The 19,025-nt window shown below is 35.8% G+C and carries 12 protein-coding genes, 2 tRNA genes and 1 rRNA gene; all 15 read right to left on the reverse strand.

All coding sequences use genetic code 11. The features are described 5' to 3' along the window. Positions 1 to 260: 260 nt before the first annotated feature. Positions 261 to 336 (reverse strand) — tRNA-Ala (locus U9P79_10325). A 19-nt stretch (positions 337 to 355) separates the two neighbouring features. Further along, a tRNA-Ile gene (locus U9P79_10330) sits at positions 356 to 433 on the reverse strand. A 59-nt stretch (positions 434 to 492) separates the two neighbouring features. Continuing rightward, positions 493 to 2,051 (reverse strand): 16S ribosomal RNA (locus U9P79_10335). Positions 2,052 to 2,278: 227 nt separating this feature from the next. Continuing rightward, positions 2,279 to 3,532: a serine--tRNA ligase gene (gene serS, locus U9P79_10340; GenBank protein ID MEA2105012.1), complete on the reverse strand. Its 1,254-nt coding sequence runs from the start codon at positions 3,530 to 3,532 to the stop codon at positions 2,279 to 2,281. Between the two features lie 407 nt (positions 3,533 to 3,939). Further along, the gene (gene tpiA / locus U9P79_10345) at positions 3,940 to 4,707 is read right to left on the reverse strand and encodes a triose-phosphate isomerase (protein MEA2105013.1); all 768 of its coding nucleotides are present in this window, start codon (positions 4,705 to 4,707) and stop codon (positions 3,940 to 3,942) included. An 86-nt stretch (positions 4,708 to 4,793) separates the two neighbouring features. Then, positions 4,794 to 5,798, reverse strand: coding sequence for a tetratricopeptide repeat protein (locus U9P79_10350; protein MEA2105014.1), 1,005 nt, complete (start codon positions 5,796 to 5,798; stop codon positions 4,794 to 4,796). Positions 5,799 to 5,823: 25 nt separating this feature from the next. Next, positions 5,824 to 6,744 carry a site-specific tyrosine recombinase XerD gene (gene xerD / locus U9P79_10355; GenBank protein ID MEA2105015.1) on the reverse strand — a complete coding sequence of 307 codons (921 nt, stop codon included), beginning with the start codon at positions 6,742 to 6,744 and terminating at the stop codon, positions 5,824 to 5,826. A 296-nt stretch (positions 6,745 to 7,040) separates the two neighbouring features. After that, positions 7,041 to 8,270: a DNA polymerase IV gene (dinB, locus tag U9P79_10360; GenBank protein MEA2105016.1), complete on the reverse strand. Its 1,230-nt coding sequence runs from the start codon at positions 8,268 to 8,270 to the stop codon at positions 7,041 to 7,043. Between the two features lie 174 nt (positions 8,271 to 8,444). Beyond that, positions 8,445 to 9,737, reverse strand: coding sequence for a metallopeptidase TldD-related protein (locus U9P79_10365; GenBank protein ID MEA2105017.1), 1,293 nt, complete (start codon positions 9,735 to 9,737; stop codon positions 8,445 to 8,447). Between the two features lie 81 nt (positions 9,738 to 9,818). Beyond that, positions 9,819 to 11,057: an ABC transporter permease gene (locus U9P79_10370; protein ID MEA2105018.1), complete on the reverse strand. Its 1,239-nt coding sequence runs from the start codon at positions 11,055 to 11,057 to the stop codon at positions 9,819 to 9,821. Between the two features lie 55 nt (positions 11,058 to 11,112). After that, positions 11,113 to 11,877 carry an ATP-binding cassette domain-containing protein gene (locus U9P79_10375; GenBank protein MEA2105019.1) on the reverse strand — a complete coding sequence of 255 codons (765 nt, stop codon included), beginning with the start codon at positions 11,875 to 11,877 and terminating at the stop codon, positions 11,113 to 11,115. Between the two features lie 398 nt (positions 11,878 to 12,275). Beyond that, on the reverse strand, positions 12,276 to 14,570 hold the full coding sequence (locus tag U9P79_10380) for a choice-of-anchor Q domain-containing protein (protein MEA2105020.1): 2,295 nt from the start codon (positions 14,568 to 14,570) through the stop codon (positions 12,276 to 12,278). 21 nt (positions 14,571 to 14,591) lie between these two features. Continuing rightward, positions 14,592 to 14,777 (reverse strand): hypothetical protein, encoded by a 186-nt coding sequence (locus U9P79_10385; protein MEA2105021.1) that lies wholly within the window; start codon positions 14,775 to 14,777, stop codon positions 14,592 to 14,594. A 396-nt stretch (positions 14,778 to 15,173) separates the two neighbouring features. Then, on the reverse strand, positions 15,174 to 17,120 hold the full coding sequence (locus tag U9P79_10390; protein MEA2105022.1) for a T9SS type A sorting domain-containing protein: 1,947 nt from the start codon (positions 17,118 to 17,120) through the stop codon (positions 15,174 to 15,176). A gap of 695 nt (positions 17,121 to 17,815) precedes the next feature. Further along, a complete protein-coding gene (locus U9P79_10395; protein ID MEA2105023.1) occupies positions 17,816 to 18,904 on the reverse strand; it encodes a hypothetical protein in 1,089 nt (362 codons plus the stop codon). Positions 18,905 to 19,025: the final 121 nt, after the last annotated feature.

Consider the following 19,025-nt stretch of genomic DNA (forward strand, 5'->3'; position numbering starts at 1 on the left):
CTCCGAGGCATATCGCAGTTAGCCACGTCCTTCATCTCTATCTAACTCCAAGGCATTCACCAAATGCACTTATTGCCTTACTTAAATTTTTTTTGAACGCGACAATTCAAATTGTCGCCTTCTTTTATTTCCTTTAGCGACAATGCAAATTGTCGCCTTCTTTTACTTTAAATCACTACTATATATATTTTCAAAAAACAATTAATCAATTTATTTACAATTTAATATTTATATTTCTTGTTGAAATCATACTACTAAAATGGTGGAGGATGACGGGCTCGAACCGACGACCTTCGCCGTGCAAGGGCGACGCTCTCCCATCTGAGCTAATCCCCCAGAAAATCACTAGGTTAGATGGTGGGCCTGGGTGGAGTTGAACCACCGACCCCCGCCTTATCAGAGCGGTGCTCTAACCAGACTGAGCTACAAGCCCATGATTAAAAAATAAGGGTGTATACAATTTTGAGTTTGTTTCTGTTTTTTTCTCCTTAGAAAGGAGGTGATCCAGCCGCACCTTCCGGTACAGCTACCTTGTTACGACTTAGTCCCCCTCGCTATCCTTACCTTGGAAGGCTGCTATTCAAAAAGAATTCGCTCACCCTCTTCGGGTAAAAACAACTCGGTTGACTTGACGGGCGGTGTGTACAAGACCCGGGAACGTATTCACCGCGGCATTGCTGATCCGCGATTACTAGCGATTCCAACTTCATGGAGTCGAGTTGCAGACTCCAATCCGAACTGAGGTTGGTTTTTGGGATTTGCCACACATCGCTGTGCAGCCGCCCTCTGTACCAACCATTGTAGTACGTTTCTAGCCCTGGACGTAAGGACCATGATGACTTGACGTCGTCCCCACCTTCCTCCAAGTTGTCACCTTGGCAGTCTCTCTAGAGTCCCCAACTTAATGCTGGTAACTAGAGATAGGGGTTGCGTTCGTTGCGGGACTTAACCCAACATCTCACGACACGAACTGACGACAGCCATGCAGCACCTGTCACGCGATTCCCACAAGTGGGCACTCACCATTTTCATGGTAATTCCGCGGATGTCAAGTCCAGGTAAGGTTCTTCGCGTTGCATCGAATTAAAGAACATACTCCACCGCTTGTGCGGGTCCCCGTCAATTCCTTTGAGTTTCATCCTTGCGGACGTACTCCCCAGGCGGATCACTTAACGTGTTAGCTGCAGCTCTGATAAATTATAATCTTACCAAAACTTAGTGATCATCGTTGACTGTGTGGACTACCAGGGTATCTAAGCCTGTTCGCTACCCACACCTTCGCTCCTTAGTGTCAGTTACTGCCCAGAAGGCTGCCTTCGCTTTTGGTGTTCTTCTTGATATCTACGCATTCCACCGCTACTCCAAGAATTCCGCCTTCCTCTACAGTACTCAATCCAACCAGTATTATATGCCGAACCACGGTTGAGCCGTGGCATTTAACACATAACTTAATTGGACACCTACGAGCCCTTTATGCCTAGTAAATCCGGACAACGCTTGCTCTTCCCGTATTACCGCGGCTGCTGGCACGGAATTAGCCAGAGCTTATTCGGAAAATAATATCACTCTCGATAAACTATTAATCTACCGAGTATTTATCTTTTACAAAAGTGTTTTACACCCCGCAGGGCTTCATCACACACACGGCGTCGCACTATCATGGTTTCCCACATTGTAGACTATTCTCGACTGCTGCCTCCCGTAGGAGTCTGGGCCGTATCTCAATCCCAGTGTGGCCGATCACCCGTTAAGGCCGGCTACATATCATCGCCTTGGTAAGCCATTACCTTACCAACAAACTAATATGACGCAGGCTCATCCAATAGTGATAGCTTAAAATCAGAGGCCATCTTTCTCCGCCATTTGGCGGACTTATTCGGTATTACCCTCAGTTTCCCGAGGCTATCCCAATCTAAAGGGTAGATTCCTACGCGTTACTCACCCATTCGCCACTCTACTTTTTTGACCGAAGTCAAAATTTCTCGTTCGACTTGCATGCCTAATCCACGCCGTCAGCGTTCGTCCTGAGCCAGGATCAAACTCTCCATCATTACTATATAAGTATGTATGTATACACCCTATTATTTGCTTCGTTTAAGCAAAATTTCAAAGATCAAAATCAATGACTTGTGTCATCAATCAATTCGTGTTTCAGGTTTTTGCAGTCCGCACTTTTCGTGTCAAGTGTTTCGTGAACTTTTTTCGCTTTTTTTTCTTTTTTCTTGCAATATAATTCGCATAAATCTTACCAACGATGTATTTATCGCAGTTTGAGTTATCAAGAAAAATATTTTTTTATGCAATCCGGCAGATTTATACTTTTATTTTTATCCTGAAAACTCTCTATTATTGCAATCAATGTTCTCGGAGTAGCTAGTCCGGAACCATTCAAAGTGTGAACAAAATTTACTTTCCCATCTTCATTTTTCCGATAACGAATGTTCGCTCTTCTCGCTTGAAAATCCAAAAAGTTACTACAAGATGAAACTTCCAAATACCTTCCAAGTCCGGGAGCCCAAACCTCAATATCAAAACATTTAAATGCGGCAAAACTTAAATCTCCGCTACAAAGAAGTGAAACACGATAATGAAGCCCCAGCTCCTGTAATATGGCTTCAGCATTATTCAAAATTTCTTTCAATGCTTTTTCCGATTCCTCCGGTTTGGTTATTTGAACCAATTCTACTTTATTGAATTGATGAACTCGCATGAGACCTTTGGATAGCCTGCCATAAGAGCCGGCTTCTCTGCGAAAACAAGGAGTATAGGCTACTAACTTTTGGGGAAGTTCATTTTCATCTAATATTTCATCTCTAAATAAATTTGTTAAGGGAACTTCTGCGGTGGGAATCAAAAACAGATCATCCTGATCCACACGGTACATATCATCTTCTAACTTAGGCAGCTGACCAGTGCCCGTCATTGTTTCCCGATTTACAAGCAATGGGGGGACAATTTCTTTATAACCAAAGTGTTTTGTGTGAAAATCAAGCATAAAATTTATTAATGATCTTTCTAAACGCGCTCCCTTTCCAGTGTAACAGACAAATCCACTACCGGCAATTTTCGTCGCACGTTCAAAATCAATTAAGTCTAATTCCTTAGATAACTCCAAATAATCTAATGGCTCAAAATTGAATTTCGGTTTCTCTCCCCATTCGTAAACTATTTTATTGTCTCCTTCATCTTTGCCAACGGGCACTTCCTTGTCAAAAATATTTGGCACAGTCAACATCAATTTATTAAGTTTGCGATAGGCTTCATCCGTTCTGCTTTTAATCTCTTTTATTTCACGAGATAATTCTTGCATTCCAGATAAAATATCCGTTGCATCTTTACCATCCCTTTTATATTCACCGATTTTTTGTGATACTGAATTTTGCATACTTTTTTTTTCCTCAAATTGGTGCAATAATTCACGATGCTCAGCATCACATTTAAGCAGTTCGGCAATATCAGATTTTTCACCTTTTGCTTGAACGCATTTTTTTACAATTTCAGGATTCGAGCGAATAAATTTTATATCTAACATTTGTTGTCTCCAGTATTTTAAATTTTTGTGGTTAACTTTTATTTTTCCTGTTTTTTTCTTGGTTTATCTTATTTTTCATTTCTCCAAGCTGGGGCTTGGAGAAAAATTACGTTCCCAAGCTGGGGCTTGGGAACGAGAGTGAAAGAGTGGGCTTGGGAACGGGCGTAAAACATGGGTTTTGGGAACAAGAGTGAAAGAATGGGCTTGGGAACGAGCGTAAAAACATGGGTTTTGGGAACAAGAGTGAAAGAGTGGGCTTGGGAACGAGAGTAAAAACATGGGATTTTGGAAACGAGAGTGAAAGAGTAGGCTTGGGAACGAGCATTTATTTTCTGATAGTTTGCTAATTTTAATTTTTGCGTTTAATCTTTTTGCGCATTTTTCCGTGTATTTCGCGGTCTATCTTATTATTTATTTTTTTCGGCAAGGAATATGATTTCTGTGAAGTCCTCCACTTTTAGGCTTGCGCCACCTATTAAGGCACCATCAATATCCGGTTGAACAATCAATGCCTCAATGTTTGCAACCTTCACGCTTCCACCATATAATATTGAAATTTTATCGGCAACTACTTCTCCATAATTTTCTTGCAACCAATTTCTAATGAACAGATGAGCTTCTTGAGCAATTGCCGGAGTTGCAGTTTTACCGGTTCCAATTGCCCAGACAGGTTCATAAGCAAGAACAACTTTTCGCATTTCAGTTGCCGGAACATCCTTCAAACCAAATTTTAATTGATGTTCCAAAACCTTTTCCGTTTCGTCATTTTCTCTTTGCAACTCTGTTTCGCCGATACAAAATGTAACTTCCTGTTGATTATTTAGCAATGCTTTAACCTTTTTGTTTAGCAGTTCGTCATCTTCACCAAAAATATGTCGTCGCTCGGAATGACCAACTAAGGATGAATTGCATCCTATGGACGAGAGCATTTCCGGAGAAATTTCTCCGGTAAAAGCACCTGATTTCTCAAAATAAACATTTTGAGCACCGATCTGAACAGCATTATTTTTCACAATTCCCAATGCAACATTCAGAAATACATTGGATGGGTAAATCGCAATAACGCATTGGTGGGCGAAATCCTTTTCCCAATTAGATAATTTTTGCAAAAAATCTTTTGCTTCCTGCAAGGTTTTATTCATCTTCCAATTTCCGGCAATGATAATTTTTCTCATAATATTCCCTTCGCTAATTCAATCTAAAAAGAGCACACGAAAATTATTCTCATGCGCTCTTTAAAAAATTTTACATATCGGTTTTTTTATTGTTTACTTTCAATAAACTTTATCTCTTCCTGAGCAAATTTTCCGTACTGAGAATGATTTTCTATTGCTTTAAACTCTTTCATAGCTGCAGAATAATTCCCTTCAGCCCGGTAAACTTTGCCAAGATAATAATGTGTCTCAGGATGATCCGGATTAATTTTCTGAACCTTTAGGAGATAAATTTTTGCTTTATCATAATTTCCCAGATCGTAGGAAATCTGCCCAATGTTAAAAAATAAGTCTTTATTCGGTTTTATGGCAACGGATTTTTCAAGGGCATTAACTGCTTCCGATTTATTTCCGGTTTTATTATAGAATATTCCCAGATTTTTATACACCTTTCTCAAAAGGTAATCGGGTGGATTGGTTGCAATAAAATCGTTGTAAACAATGATAGCTTTATCTGTCTGCCCGATTTGATTATAAAAAAGAGCCACCTTTTCCAAAATATCTACTTTGCTATTGTTCAATTCGAAAGCACCAAGGTAATACTCAATTGCTTTTTGAAGATTTCCATTTTCTTCGTAAATTCCGCCAATTTTTTTCTTAATTAAATATTCATCATGTCCTTCATCGTAGTTTTCCAATATCGCTAAAGTGCTGTCCGGTTTTCCCATCTTTAGATATATTTTAGAAAGGGTAAGGGGTATTTTCCTATTATCTTGATCATATTCACTTCGAATAGTGTAATATTCAACGGCTTTAGGGTATTGTTTGGTGGTGTAATAAAGAACGGAAAGGTTTTTTTGCAACTCATGAATTCGTTCTGTTTTGGGATTTGCTTCAGTATCAATTTTTTTATAATCCTCTAAAGAAACGAGAAAGCTATCAATTGCAGCCTGATAATCTCCGCCTTGATACTTTTCTACACCATTGTTGTAAGCCATCCCTGCATTATATTCAATTACCTGAATGTCTCGGTCGGAAAGTTCCTGACCAAAGAGAGAACAGACTGATAAGATAAAAATAAACACAACTATGCTAATTTTTTTTTTACTCATTTTTTTTCTCCTGATATTATTAATTTCATGCTCTTGGATGATAGAGGGAATGAATTTCCTTGAGATATTCCTTGTCAATATTTGTATAAATTTGAGTAGTCTTGATGCTGCTATGCCCAAGCAGAGATTGGACAATTCGCAAATTTGCCCCACCCTGTAGCAAATGTGTTGCAAAAGAATGGCGTAAAGTGTGAGGAGAGACTTTTTTAGAAATACCCGCCATTCTTACGTATTTATCAAATATCTTCCAAGCTCCCATTCTGCTTAATTTATTTCCGAAACGATTTAAAAACATTATGTTGCTATTTTTCCATTTAAGCAAATCTCCGCGTGCGTTTTCAAGATATTCTTTGCAATATTCGGATGCAATTCCAGTGATTGGCACCAATCTTTCCTTCCTGCCCTTTCCGGTTAGACGCACCAAACCTTCTGGAAAAATAATATCACCAACCCGCAAATCCAACATTTCTGATATGCGCGCTCCTGTCGAATACAAAAATTCCAGTATTGCCCGATCGCGGATTCCATATTTATCATTCACTTTTACAGAATTGATAAGTTCATTCACCTCTCTCACAGAAAGAACATTTGGCAATTTCAAAGAAACCTTTGGGGATGGAAATTGTTCAAAAACCGGATTTTTAATTATTTTCTCGCTATAAAGAAATTTATAAAAACTTTTTAGAGAACTATTCTTGCGAGCAACCGTAGCGTCCTCTTCACCCTTCCTGAAAAGATGATTAATATAATCCGCAACTTTTTCAGGGTAAACTTCTCTCAAGGGAAATTCTTTGTAAAAAATCGCAAAATGATAAACATCATTCGTGTATGCTTCGATAGAATTTTTTGAAAGTCCTTTTTCCACCTTTAAATAGAATTTGAATTTATTGATCAAACTCTGATTTGCAGCAGATAGAATTTGTTTTTTATACTTTTTAAAACTCATAGAATTTGTGGCTTTTCTTTTCTTTATTTTATTCTATATATAAGGTATAGGAAAATGGATCAATTTTGTTAAATAAATTCGCAAAATTATGGGATTTTAGCGGAAAACATCCGTCCCGAATGCCTTGGGATTTGGAGTAAAATATCCGGCTGCCTCGTGTCCGCCAGCCGGCGGATTATCTGTTTTATTTATCCCGCCTGCCCAGTGAAATCAATTTTTTTTCGATATTTCATTCGGGTGAAATGCTTTTATCTTTTTTTTTTCACTGGGATGATATTTTTTACAACACTGCAACATCACGGATGTTGCACTCCAAAATGAGGCGATTTTCCTTTTGCTTTTGAATTTGAATGATCATTTCCGTTACCGATATTAATTATCTCTCTTCCGTATTTTTCTCGTAGTTCATCAATTGCCGTAATAATTTTTCCTATTCTCTCTTTGTCTTGGGTAAAAATATTCATTTGCACAGTTTCATCTTTAAATTCCAGATTACTCAGACGAATTCCGATCAGCCTTATTTTATGCAGATGTAAATCCAACTTTTCAAGTAATTCAAGAATTATTTTATAAACTTCTACTTCATAGCAAATGGCTTCTGTTACTGTCTGATTAAAAGATTTCTCGCTAAAATTGTCATATTTCACTTTCAAGGTTACCGTCTTTGCCGATGCAGAAATTTTTCTAACGCGATAGCACACTTTGTTAGTTAATTTTAAGAGCAATTTTTTCAGATATTCTTCATCCTTGCTATTTTCTTTTAGAGTAATCTCATTCCCAATTGATTTTGTCTTTTTGTGATTTTTTTCCAAAAAAGCAGTTCGTTCGGCAACCTCGGTACCCATATTTAGAAAAGATATATTTTCCCCGAACTTGCCAAAATGTTTAAATAGAATTTTGCGAGGCGCATTGCTCAAATCCTCGGCAGTATAAACACCTAATTGTTGCAATATCTTTGTAGTCTTTTTGCCGATTCCAGGAATTTTTTCAACAGGTAAATTTTTTAATATTGAATAGATATTTTTTTCATCAATAATCGTAAGTCCGTCCGGTTTCTGCATTTCACTGGCGATTTTTGCCAGCATTCTATTTGGTGCGATCCCAATAGAGCAAGTTAATTGTAGCTGTGTTGAAATTTTTCTCTTCAACGTAAGTGCAATTTCTTTGCAGGATTTGTATAAAGGCATAGCCCCGCTTATATCAAGATAAGCTTCGTCAATACTCGTTTTTTTCACATAGGGTGTAATCTCTTTGCAGATTTCAGTTAATTTTTTGGAAGCTTCTGAATATTTATCAAAATTTCCTCGCATAAAAATGCCATGAGGGCAAAGTTTTCGAGCTTGAAAAATGGGCATAGCAGAATGAACTCCGAATTTCCTCGCTTCGTAAGAAGCAGTACTCACTACTCCTCTATTGCTTGTCTCACCACCAATAATTACGGATTTCCCCCGTAATTCAGGATTGTCCCGCTGCTCGATGGCAGCAAAAAATGCGTCCATGTCTATGTGGAGGATAATGTTTTTCATTGTTAGATAATTTTGGTAATATTTGCAAAGAGATTTTAAGTTAAGAATTTATTCGCCGGCAGTGAATTGCGAAGCAGGGGCTTCTTGGAAAATGGTATTCCTCCCGAAGGCATTCGGGAGGGCTTGGGAACAAAAATTTTTGGGGAATGAAACGGAATTGGGTTTGTGGAAAAATCATTTCCCTGAAATAATAATGTTCTTAAATCGTATCCAGGGAAGAATACTATTACCAAAATTCACCCGCTCTTTTGAAATATCTACAATGTTTTTGAGCATTTCAGCAAGATTGCCGGAAATCATTGTTTCGCTTAAACGATGTTGGATTTTTCCATCCTTAATGTAATAACTATTTTTTGCCACAACCGAAAAATCAGCGTTGTTACTGGGATTTCCACCGGAAAAGCTGCAAAGAAGGATTCCGCTTTTCACATTTTTTACCATCTCTTCAAAAGAAATATTTCCGGGATCAACTACATAGCACCCGCCGGAATTCACCGCTCTTTCATGACCGGTTTTATTCGCTCCGTATAAACTCAGCAAGAAAGTTCTCAACACGCCCTTTTCAATAATTGTGCTATTTTTCGCTTCATATCCGTCAGAAGTTATAAAATATCCGTTAGCAATTTCCTTTGAAACAGGCTTGGAATGAAGGGTGAATTTTTTGGCTGCAATTAGTTCGTTCAATTTGTCTTTGAAAACTGAAATGTCGCTAATTAAAAAATAATCAGACAAATAACTTGTAATATAATCAAAAAAATCGTCCAAACAATGGGGAGTAATAATCACATCTCCGGTAATTTTTCTACTGAAATTTTGAGTATTGATTTGTTCGGAAGATTGTTGAATCAAAGTTTCTAACAAACCTTCATCCTTTAGAGCCTTGTCCAATTCCAGAGTGGAAAAGCTACAATAGTTTGGAGAGGAAGTTTTATTTCCGACTTTTGCGGTAAACTTTGCCATAAAATTATAAAAACCTTGATTCGATTGAAAATCCGCTTCATTAGAATTTTGAAAATAGACATTTAATTTTTGAAAACCGAGACTCAATTGCTCAAAAATCATTTTCGGATATTCTTTTTTAACCCAAGGCAAAAATTCTTCCAATCGGTCATACATTTTATTTGCATCCATATCAGACGGACCGGAATCAAATATTTTGGAAGCCTGTTTTTCGGAAATATCATTACCCGAATCAGGTTCGGAAATAGTGGCTATGGCAAGCACTTTTTCCACAGCAACATCTATTGATTTTTTATCCTCCTTATTTATCGTTAAAGTCCCTTTTTTACCATCCATTATGGCAGTGAGCTGAATGCTTGTTTCAAAATTTGTTCTGAAAGGAGTTATCTCGCCGCGTTCGACATTTAGTTCGTTTTTTTCCTTTTGGATAAGATAGCATTGCGATTTATCTGCCCCTGTATTTTGCATAGATTCAATACAATATTTGACGATTTTTTTTGGTTTCATAATTTGCCTTCTAACAATAATTTTTCATTATGAAAATTCAATATTCTCAATCCAATCCTTATTAATCCGGTTATCTAAAAATCAAATTCTAAAAAGGATTTTTTCATTCTTGAACATATTCATTATCACATATATGATAATTGCAGCCAAAACAATATTAGTTGAAAGGGTCAGAAGAACATTTCCCCATTCAACATCTTGAATAAAAATATCCTTCAATGCGATTAGTGAATTGAATACTGGAGTTACACGCATCCATTCCGGTGGGATATCGCCCATTTGCATAGTGGAAATTCCCATTATCATAACTGCAATGTAAACCGGCATAATCATTCCCTGCCCTTCTTTCGGATTTTTCGCATAAGTGGAAACAAGCAAAACAATGCTAACAAGTAAAATTGCGAGTGGAATAACTACGATGGCAAACTGAATTATTGATTGCGTATCCATCGCATAACCTTTCATTTGAGCACTTGAACTTCCAAACATGCTCAGGAAAAATCGGGAAGCGATTATCAACCCAATCACAGAACTGGCTGCACCAGCGAATGCTGCGATCATTACAGCAAACAATTTACCGAGAACGATTGAGAGTCTGTCCACTTGATTTACGAGCAAAATTGCCAAAGTCCCTCTTTCCTTTTCTCCAGCCACAATATCCAATCCCACCTGCATAGCGTTTGCAAAAAGATAGATAAGAAGGAAAAAAGGGAGCATTATGCCCAATATTTTTCCTGCCTTACTTCCTTCTTTTGCCAGATTAACTTCTTCCTTCGTCAAGGTCTCATTAATAGTGAGGGGTTTGAGAATATTTTCCGATAGACCTTTATCTGCAATTCTCTCTTGAATTATCTCTTTGCTTATTTTATCGAACAAATCTTTTACTTTTCGCAATGCATGCTCAGAATAATCGGATGTTGTGTTATAAAAAATGTGCATGTCAAAGGGTTTGTAGATCGCTAAGTCTTTTTCAATATTATTCGGGAACGAAATCAGAAGCTGCACTTGCTTCTCTTCGATTAACTTTTTTATTGCCCCCATATCATCTCTACTAATAGAAATTATCTTGGAATTTTGGGATTTCAAACCATCCATAAATCTATTCATTGCCAAGGGATCGGTTTGCTCGCCTTCACAAACATATATTTGGGAAGTATATTCGGAAATATCTTTTGCTCGTGATTTTCCGACTTTTGCCATAATTGAATACATCAAAGGAAGCATTACTAAAGGAACAACTATAATCATTACAAGCAATCTTCTGTCCGTAAAAATTCTCTTTAATTCCTTTTGAAATATTACTAATGAGTCATTAAACATTTTTTCACCTTTCTTAAAAAATAGTCCGCGAATTTCACCAATTTCACTAAGGTAATTATTTTATATTTTCCAATTCATCTTCAGGAAGAATATATTTGAAAAACACTTCTTCCAGGTCTGCAGCTTGATTTCCTTTTATAATTTCATCCAAAGTACCAAGTTCTTTCAATTCTCCATTGATAAGTATCCCAACCGTGTCGCATAATTTTTCTACCACACTCATAATATGTGTAGAAATGATCACTGTTTTTCCTCTTTGGGCATACTTCTGGAGAAAATCGGTTACATTTTTTGCGGTGATCACATCCAAGCCGTTTGTAGGTTCATCAAAGATAATAACATCAGGGTCGTGAATAAGACTAATTGCTATGGCGGTTTTCTGCTTCATACCAGATGAAAGTTTATCAATTTTTTTATCAATAAAATCTTCCATCTTCAAATCCTTGAATAAAATTTCTTTCCTTTTCTGAATAATATTATTTTCCATTTTATTCAACTTTCCGAAATAGCTTATCATATAATCAGGGGTAAAAAAGCCGTCCAATTTCATATCGGTAGTAAGGAAACCGATCCGGGATCGAATCATTTTACCATTATTGATAACATCGTATTCATCAAGAAAAACATTCCCGCCGGTTGGTTTTAACAAAGTTGATGCACATCTCAAAGTTGTCGTTTTTCCAGCACCGTTTGGACCCAACAATCCGAAAATCTTTCCGGGAATGCACTGAAAGGAAACATTTTTTACCGCTTCCACATGCGTAATTTCCCCCTTTTTTTTATTAATAAATTTTTTAGATAAATTTTTTACTTCCAACATTATCTAACGCCTTTCGAATAATGATTTTTTTATTTAGAAAATATTCGCAGGTCAATTGTGTCAAGTAAATGGTAAAAGATTTTTTGGTTTGAAAGGCAGGGAATACGAAAAACGTAGAATGGAGAAAATTTAGCTTGTGAATCCTCTCAGGGAAGTGAGGGAGAACTGAAAAGATAAACGGGTAGTAATTAGAGCCTGTCCGTAAAGGAAAATCTTGAGTTAATCCGCCAGCTGGCGGATGGATTGTCGGATATAAATCTATGGGCGGCTTGTTATTGCAAGTCGCCATTTTTTTTGTCTGTTCTCACCCTATCAGCCGGTTGGCAGACAGGGTAAGTCCAGACAACCCAAAAACCACCAACCAAGAGCAATGAACAATGAACAATGAATAATTCCCATCAATTCCCAACTTTAACCATTTTTCTCACCACCGCATTATTCCCATATTCCAGTTTGTAAAAATATGTGCCCGCTGAAACTTCATTTCCATATCTGTCTTTTCCATCCCAGATGATCTTGGTCTTTGCCCAAAAATTGTCCTTTTTCCCGCTGTATCTTTTTACCAATTGCCCTCTTACGTTGTATATGGAAAGTTGATAATCCTCCACGCGCTCATAGTCTGTGGTGATGAATAATATTTCCGTTTCCCCTCTGAATGGATTGGGCTGGTTTTGGAATAAATATAATTTGTTTACAAAAGAAGTGTCGGGATTATCTATTCCCTCTTGTTGCCATTCATACGCTCCGATATCTATTCTGCCATTGTAAATTCTGCTGTTTCCAGCCAAATCCAGTTCCGGTAAATTTAGACCTGTAGTATCTGGTGTGCCGGCATCTATACAAGGTGAATCTTCGGTGAGTTCATAGCTGTATGGATTACCACCTACGAATTGTGGCAGCGAGTCTATATTGCCTTCCAGCCAATGGATTGTGCCGTTGTTATTTGTATTTATTGCATTAATTCCTCCATCTATGTTGCAATAAGTTACAGATAAAGTTTCCGGTGGAGGGGAATTGAAAAAATAAACTTCGTAATCATTAGGGTTTCTTAAAATACAATTTATTAGATGCACATTAGCATGATCCCCCAGAGATATAGTTCGGTTGTCCATAGTAGAGTGATTATTACAAATATTACAATTAATGAAAATCGGATCGCAATAGTTTCCTGCCCCACCGGATATACTTATTCCACTTGTCTCATAAGAAATATTATTACTGATTGAAGTATTTATAAAAATTGGATTGCACTCTACAACGCAAGCGACTCCTCCACCATAATTATAAAGTTCTAAAGCCAGATTACTATCAATAATACAATTTATTATTAATGGATTTGAATTATTCGAAATTTCAATACCACCTCCGGATTCAGCTGAATTGTTTTTTATTAATAGATTTTCTAATACTGGGCTGGATTTATATATAACTATACCACCACCAAACATTTCAGCCGTATTATTGATAATTTCTATGTTTTTAAATATCAGATTATAACTCGACCAAATAATTATAGCGCCACCGTAAAAAGTAGTAAATCCATTTTTGATTGTTATCTTTTCTAGAGAATAATTACCATCAAAGAATAAATGGATTATATGTGACTGGTTATTTGCATCTAATATTGTATTTTCTTTGTTTTCACCTATAATGGAAATATGATCTTTACAATTAAGAGGAAAAATTTCTTCTGTAAGGGCTGGAGAGTAAATGCCATTAGAAAGGTGTATAATATTTGGATGAGTGCTATCTGAAACAATTTTTGTTAATGCCCAGCAAATATTTTTAAATGGTTCATTAGGAGTTAAACCACTATTATTATTATTGCCCTCAGGATTAACATAAATATCATTATTAATTTGATTGATCTTAAAATTTTGAATATCGAAATTAAATTGATCCAAAGGAATTGCAAAATGATCATCAGGATTTATTATAGTAAAAGTATCGACTATAACATCAACAATATTACTATGAAGAGACTTAAGATCACAACCTTCTCCTGCATAATTTAGAAAAATATTACACCGATTATTTATGCTAAATTTTATATCTGAATAATCTAGACCTATACCCCCGCCCCAAAAAATACTATTATTATGAAAAATTGATGTGTTTTCAATATTCATAAATGAATAATATAAACCTATCCCACCCCCACCTTCGCTTGTGTTATTCTTAATGATGCAATCTTTAATAGTAGATTGCGATTCTATCAATAATATTCCACCACCCATTATTAAAAAAAAATCAGTATATGTTCCGCTCCCATTCTGGATAGTAAATCCACATAAAACAGCAGTTGTGTCTTCCCCGTTTTCAAAAGTAACCACACTACCGTTTTGGTTTCCATCAATGATGGTTGAATCAATATACGAAACGTTTCCGGTAGTTAAATATTTACTCGCAACAGTTATGTTTTTTCCATTATAATTTATGTTTTCAATATAAGTTCCGGGATAAACAAGGACAGTATCTCCAATAGAAGCAGCATCTATTCCTTGCTGGATTAATGTGTAATCTCCCCCCCCTTCTACATCTACAATTATTGTTTCGCGGTTGCCGATGTTCGAGATTTTTTTTTTCAATTCGACATTCACTTCTTTATTTTTCGACTCGAAGGCACTGCTTTGTAAAAAGAGGAATGCTAATACAAATAAAATTAAGATGATAAATATTTTTTTTTGTTTCATAATAGATTTCCTTTTGAATTATTAAACATCTTTGCGAAAGTTATAGCTTGTCATATTAGATGAAAGAGCCGATTTGATCTGATAACCTTCAATACACGATTTGTTTGGCAGCAAAACTTTCGCAAAGATCATCACACGAGAGGACTCGTGTTCTACATTGAATTTTGGTTCGACCCTATCAGGGTCGTTTGTATTTATTTTATTCATTGCTACCGATTTCATCGGCAGTTATTCATATTTGACCCCTTCGGGGTCTTTTGTAATGTAATTCTGACAGGTAAAAACTTATCCAAATATTTTGCCATTAATTTTTTGAATGCCAGAATCCGCCAGCTGGCGGATTGATGCATTTCTCACACGAACGAAACCCGAAAACTTTGCGAAAGTTACAAGTCCCGAGCCGTCACGGACCAACCTGTCTGGGCATAGTGTAACGAAGCCTGATTCCGTGACGAACAGTGCCAGAGAATGGTCCCTGACACCACGATTAATCTAAACTGAAAACCTTCAACACGATTGATTTGCCAACTGAACTTTCGCAAAGATGAATCGAAAATCCCGACTCCTTCCAAAGAAAAGGAGGGAGTCGAGATATAGTATTACTTAATTTATTTTCAACAATTTTTTTACATCTGTTTTTTTATCTGAGATCAATTTATAGAAATAGATACCTGATGACACTTCATTATCATTTTTGTCTTTTCCGTTCCAGAATACTGTTCCAGTTCCATTATCAGTATTAATACCTTCAAATCTCTTAACTAACTGCCCCTTTGTATTATAAATTTCAATCTTAGGGTTCTGAGAGTCTTTTGTAAGAGAGAAACTAATTGAGGTTGAATTTTTCATTGGATTGGGATAGTTTTGATTAAGTGTAAATTCTTGTGGGATTGTATAGGATTCATCGGCAAACAATCTTACTCTGGCAAAATTATCCTTATCCGGATATAATGGTTTTTCAATAAAAGCAGCTATTGTTTGATCATAAACCTGTAAACTTTGGACCTTGTATGATTTATTTCTGCCCGTGTTATACAGTTGGAAAGTAAGTTCGCCATCTCTGTATCTCGTGGAATCATCATCAACATAAGCCATAAGTTGAACGGGATACTCTACTACCACACTTGCCCCAATGCATTCGTTACCAACAAATATTCCTATTTCCTGGGGTTGTGCGCCATATACTGTGTCTATAAGTATCGGCTGATAATCGGCTTTCTCATTGTAACTAAAGAATTCGGTTTCCGGTTTTTCATAAGGATCTTTTTGCTCAGATTCTTCCCAGTATAGGGTACAAGTTTCATCAACATCTATGATATATAATTCCCCGGAATTAACAGTAAAATCAAGAGGAGGAATAGTAGGGGGCGGTTCTTTTATTGGCTTAAAATAAAACCAATCTTCAGCAATGACACTTTTTAAATTATCCCATATTCCCTCAAAAGCATCATCAAAAGAAATCAAATAGGGCAGAAAACACCCAACCCAATTGTCCCCAAAATAGTGACTTCCAGGATTAGGTTCTAACGGAATTGGTGTAGTTGAGCCTTCCCACCAGCCGGCAACTTCTAAACTTCTATTAGAAAGCATCTCGATCTTATAACCATCAATGCTTTGGAAATCTCCTATATCATTTTGCCAATCATCTTGTAAATCTTTATAGATCCGATCTTGTTCATGTTGAACTTGTATCAAACCATTATTAATAATCGGTTCGAGGATATCCTGTAGTGGATCATTAAAATCATCATCCATCACAGGAAATGAAACCCAGTTCCAGCCGGTAGGGAGCTGGGTGATTCGGTAAGTGTAATCTGGAATTTCACCTTGCAGCTCATCCAATACAAGAGTAAAGGTTAGCGTACCACTAAGATCATCATATGTTGCTTCTGTTTCACCCTCACCGGTTATTGGTATATTTTGTCCGTAAAAACATATATAATTACCATTCAAGTTTGCAGTTTCATTTGCATAGAATTCATATTCGGTAAAAGTATTAATACCTTGCAATATTATCTGATCTTCAAATATTAGATTATTATCAATATATAAATCAGCATCAAATGCTTCATCAAAATCATTCACCATTGTTATCTCGTAATCATATGGTATATTAGGTGGAAAATTATAATACATTGAAATCACTTGTATAGTTATAGAAGGTTCGTTGGGATCTATATTTCCGGCACTTGCTGAAGCCCACTCTTGCCAACCATTAATCCAGAAATATCCAAAAACTTGAACATAGGCCTCATCAAACTGATCTTCAACATTAAACTCTATATCAAACCAGTTATTTGTTTCGGGTTCAGGTTCATTGGAATAATATGTGAATGTGTGAACCAATTCTGCATAATGAATATATGGATTTTGTGGATTTTCACCAGTCTTATGTAGCCAGTAAGTATCACCATATGGATTTAATTTTATTTCTAACTCAGTTAATCTGCAGGCAGTATGTATCTGAATCTCTGCATCCCAAGCAAATGTTGATGTTGCGGTCATTAATATCAATATTAATAACATAATTGTTATGATAAAATTCTTCATATTAAATCACCTTAAGATTTTATATAATTTTTTTCGGGTTATCATATTTATTAAAAATAATTTAATTCTGCTTTGTTACGTTTTTTCATTCAACATTTCCTCTAAAACAGAGTATCCTCAAAACTTTCCAACCGAGGAGTACTATCAGTGTTGGAAAGGATTGCCAGATGAACCTGTTTCTCTCCCCAAAAAAAGTATTTTCATAAAAAATATATAAATCGAGTTTGCCTATTTTATGCTGATAAATTGCATCGTTTTTTAAAATACAAAAATATGTAAGAAAGATTGGTATTGGGAGTAAATGCTTGTAACTTACCTGTGGGGAACAAAATGGGGGGGGGGGGTAGATAATGAATAATGTATAATGGAAAATTTTAAATTATGAATGTAAAACATATTAGGTGAAAAGGGAAAGGGGAAAAGTGAAAGTTGAATTTTATTTATTTTTTCAATTAATTTAAAGATAGTTTCCCCTAACTTTACAAACTGCATTTGGTAAAAAACCAAATAATTTAATTCCCACAATACTCCTATAAATTTTTAATAATTTTACGCTTTATATTTTGTGTTGAATTGATATAGGACAAAAATGTTTGTCAAATATTGTGAAAAAATTTTGGGAAAGTTGAATGAAATATTTAGTTTCTTTGGAAGGTTTCGGGATGGCTTAGGAACAAGTGAAAATTAGTAATGTCCTATTCATCCTCAATCTTTATCAATTCTCCACCCTTAAAATAGTGAATTTGTTTTGTGCTGTCAGCAAATATAATTTCTTTCCGAATAAGTGAATCTTCCGCGAAAAATTCCGTTTGAACCTGTCCACTCGGGAAGAATATTTCCCTCAATTCGAGAAATCCGTTTTCATCAAAATGGCCAATCGAATATTTATCTTCATCATAGACTACTTTCCGTTTGAGGTTATAGAATTTTATTTCCTTATTTCCATCTGCAAAGAGAAATTCAGTTTTGTACAATTTTCCCAGATCATCAAAATATTCCTCGGTTTTTATGCTATCGGATTCAATCGTAGTTTTTTGGACAAGTTGATTTTTTTCATAAAAATAAATTATAGTTAAATTTCTATCTATATATTCTTTTTTTCCGATTTTATTTTTTTTGTTATAAAATATTTTTTCAATTTTACCGTCAGGATATAAGTTCTCGGATAAATACAATTTTTCCCAAATGTTATAATATTCTTGTGAAATAAGCCCGTTTAAATAATAAAATTCAGTCCAAGTTAATTTGCCATTTTTGTCATAATACTCAATGCTTTCACCAATATTGCTTGATCGTTTTATGCGATTTATACTGTCTTTTTCATAGAGATAATTTTTCTGAATATCACCATCTTGATAAAAAATTATTTTCTTCCTGAGATGATATTTATTGTCATAAAAAAATTGGAGTTTGGCAATCTTATTAACTTCATAATTTTCATCTCCGGCATTGAATTCGGTTTGCTCGGTAATTCCATTATATACGTTGAGGTGATCTATCAAGTATGATTCTTCACAAAAAGTGGAATCAAAGCAGAGGAATATTGATAGAATAATTAAAGCGGAGATTGATAAATACTGCAATTTTTCCTTTTTTTTGGAATAAAATATCCGTGATATTTTTTCTTTTGTTTTGGAGTAAAATACCCGTGGTATTTTTTCCTTTGTTTTGGAGTAAAATATCCGTGATATTTTTTCCTTTGCTTTGGAGTAAAATACCCGTGATGTTTTTTCTTTGATTTGGAGTAAAATATCCGTGGTGTTTTTCTTATTTTCGTGGCTCATATTTAATTAGTCCTTAAAGGCTTTCATTCGTTTTTCATATTGGGGATTATCAGGTAAAATTTCAGCAGCTTTTGAATAATATGCCTTAGCTGCATGCCGATCGTCAATCTCTAAACTCTGA

The organism is Candidatus Cloacimonadota bacterium (assembly GCA_034661015.1).
GTDB lineage: Bacteria > Cloacimonadota > Cloacimonadia > JGIOTU-2 > JGIOTU-2 > JAYEKN01.

What these genes read in the sequence shown, in the direction of transcription:
- serS (MEA2105012.1), bottom strand. Translation starts at nt 3,532, where the DNA reads ATGTTAGATATAAAATTTATTCGCTCGAATCCTGAAATTGTAAAAAAA.
- tpiA (MEA2105013.1), bottom strand. Translation starts at nt 4,707, where the DNA reads ATGAGAAAAATTATCATTGCCGGAAATTGGAAGATGAATAAAACCTTG.
- U9P79_10350 (MEA2105014.1), bottom strand. Translation starts at nt 5,798, where the DNA reads ATGAGTAAAAAAAAAATTAGCATAGTTGTGTTTATTTTTATCTTATCA.
- xerD (MEA2105015.1), bottom strand. Translation starts at nt 6,744, where the DNA reads ATGAGTTTTAAAAAGTATAAAAAACAAATTCTATCTGCTGCAAATCAG.
- dinB (MEA2105016.1), bottom strand. Translation starts at nt 8,270, where the DNA reads ATGAAAAACATTATCCTCCACATAGACATGGACGCATTTTTTGCTGCC.
- U9P79_10365 (MEA2105017.1), bottom strand. Translation starts at nt 9,737, where the DNA reads ATGAAACCAAAAAAAATCGTCAAATATTGTATTGAATCTATGCAAAAT.
- U9P79_10370 (MEA2105018.1), bottom strand. Translation starts at nt 11,057, where the DNA reads ATGTTTAATGACTCATTAGTAATATTTCAAAAGGAATTAAAGAGAATT.
- U9P79_10375 (MEA2105019.1), bottom strand. Translation starts at nt 11,877, where the DNA reads ATGTTGGAAGTAAAAAATTTATCTAAAAAATTTATTAATAAAAAAAAG.
- U9P79_10380 (MEA2105020.1), bottom strand. Translation starts at nt 14,570, where the DNA reads ATGAAACAAAAAAAAATATTTATCATCTTAATTTTATTTGTATTAGCA.
- U9P79_10385 (MEA2105021.1), bottom strand. Translation starts at nt 14,777, where the DNA reads ATGAATAAAATAAATACAAACGACCCTGATAGGGTCGAACCAAAATTC.
- U9P79_10390 (MEA2105022.1), bottom strand. Translation starts at nt 17,120, where the DNA reads ATGAAGAATTTTATCATAACAATTATGTTATTAATATTGATATTAATG.
- U9P79_10395 (MEA2105023.1), bottom strand. Translation starts at nt 18,904, where the DNA reads ATGAGCCACGAAAATAAGAAAAACACCACGGATATTTTACTCCAAATC.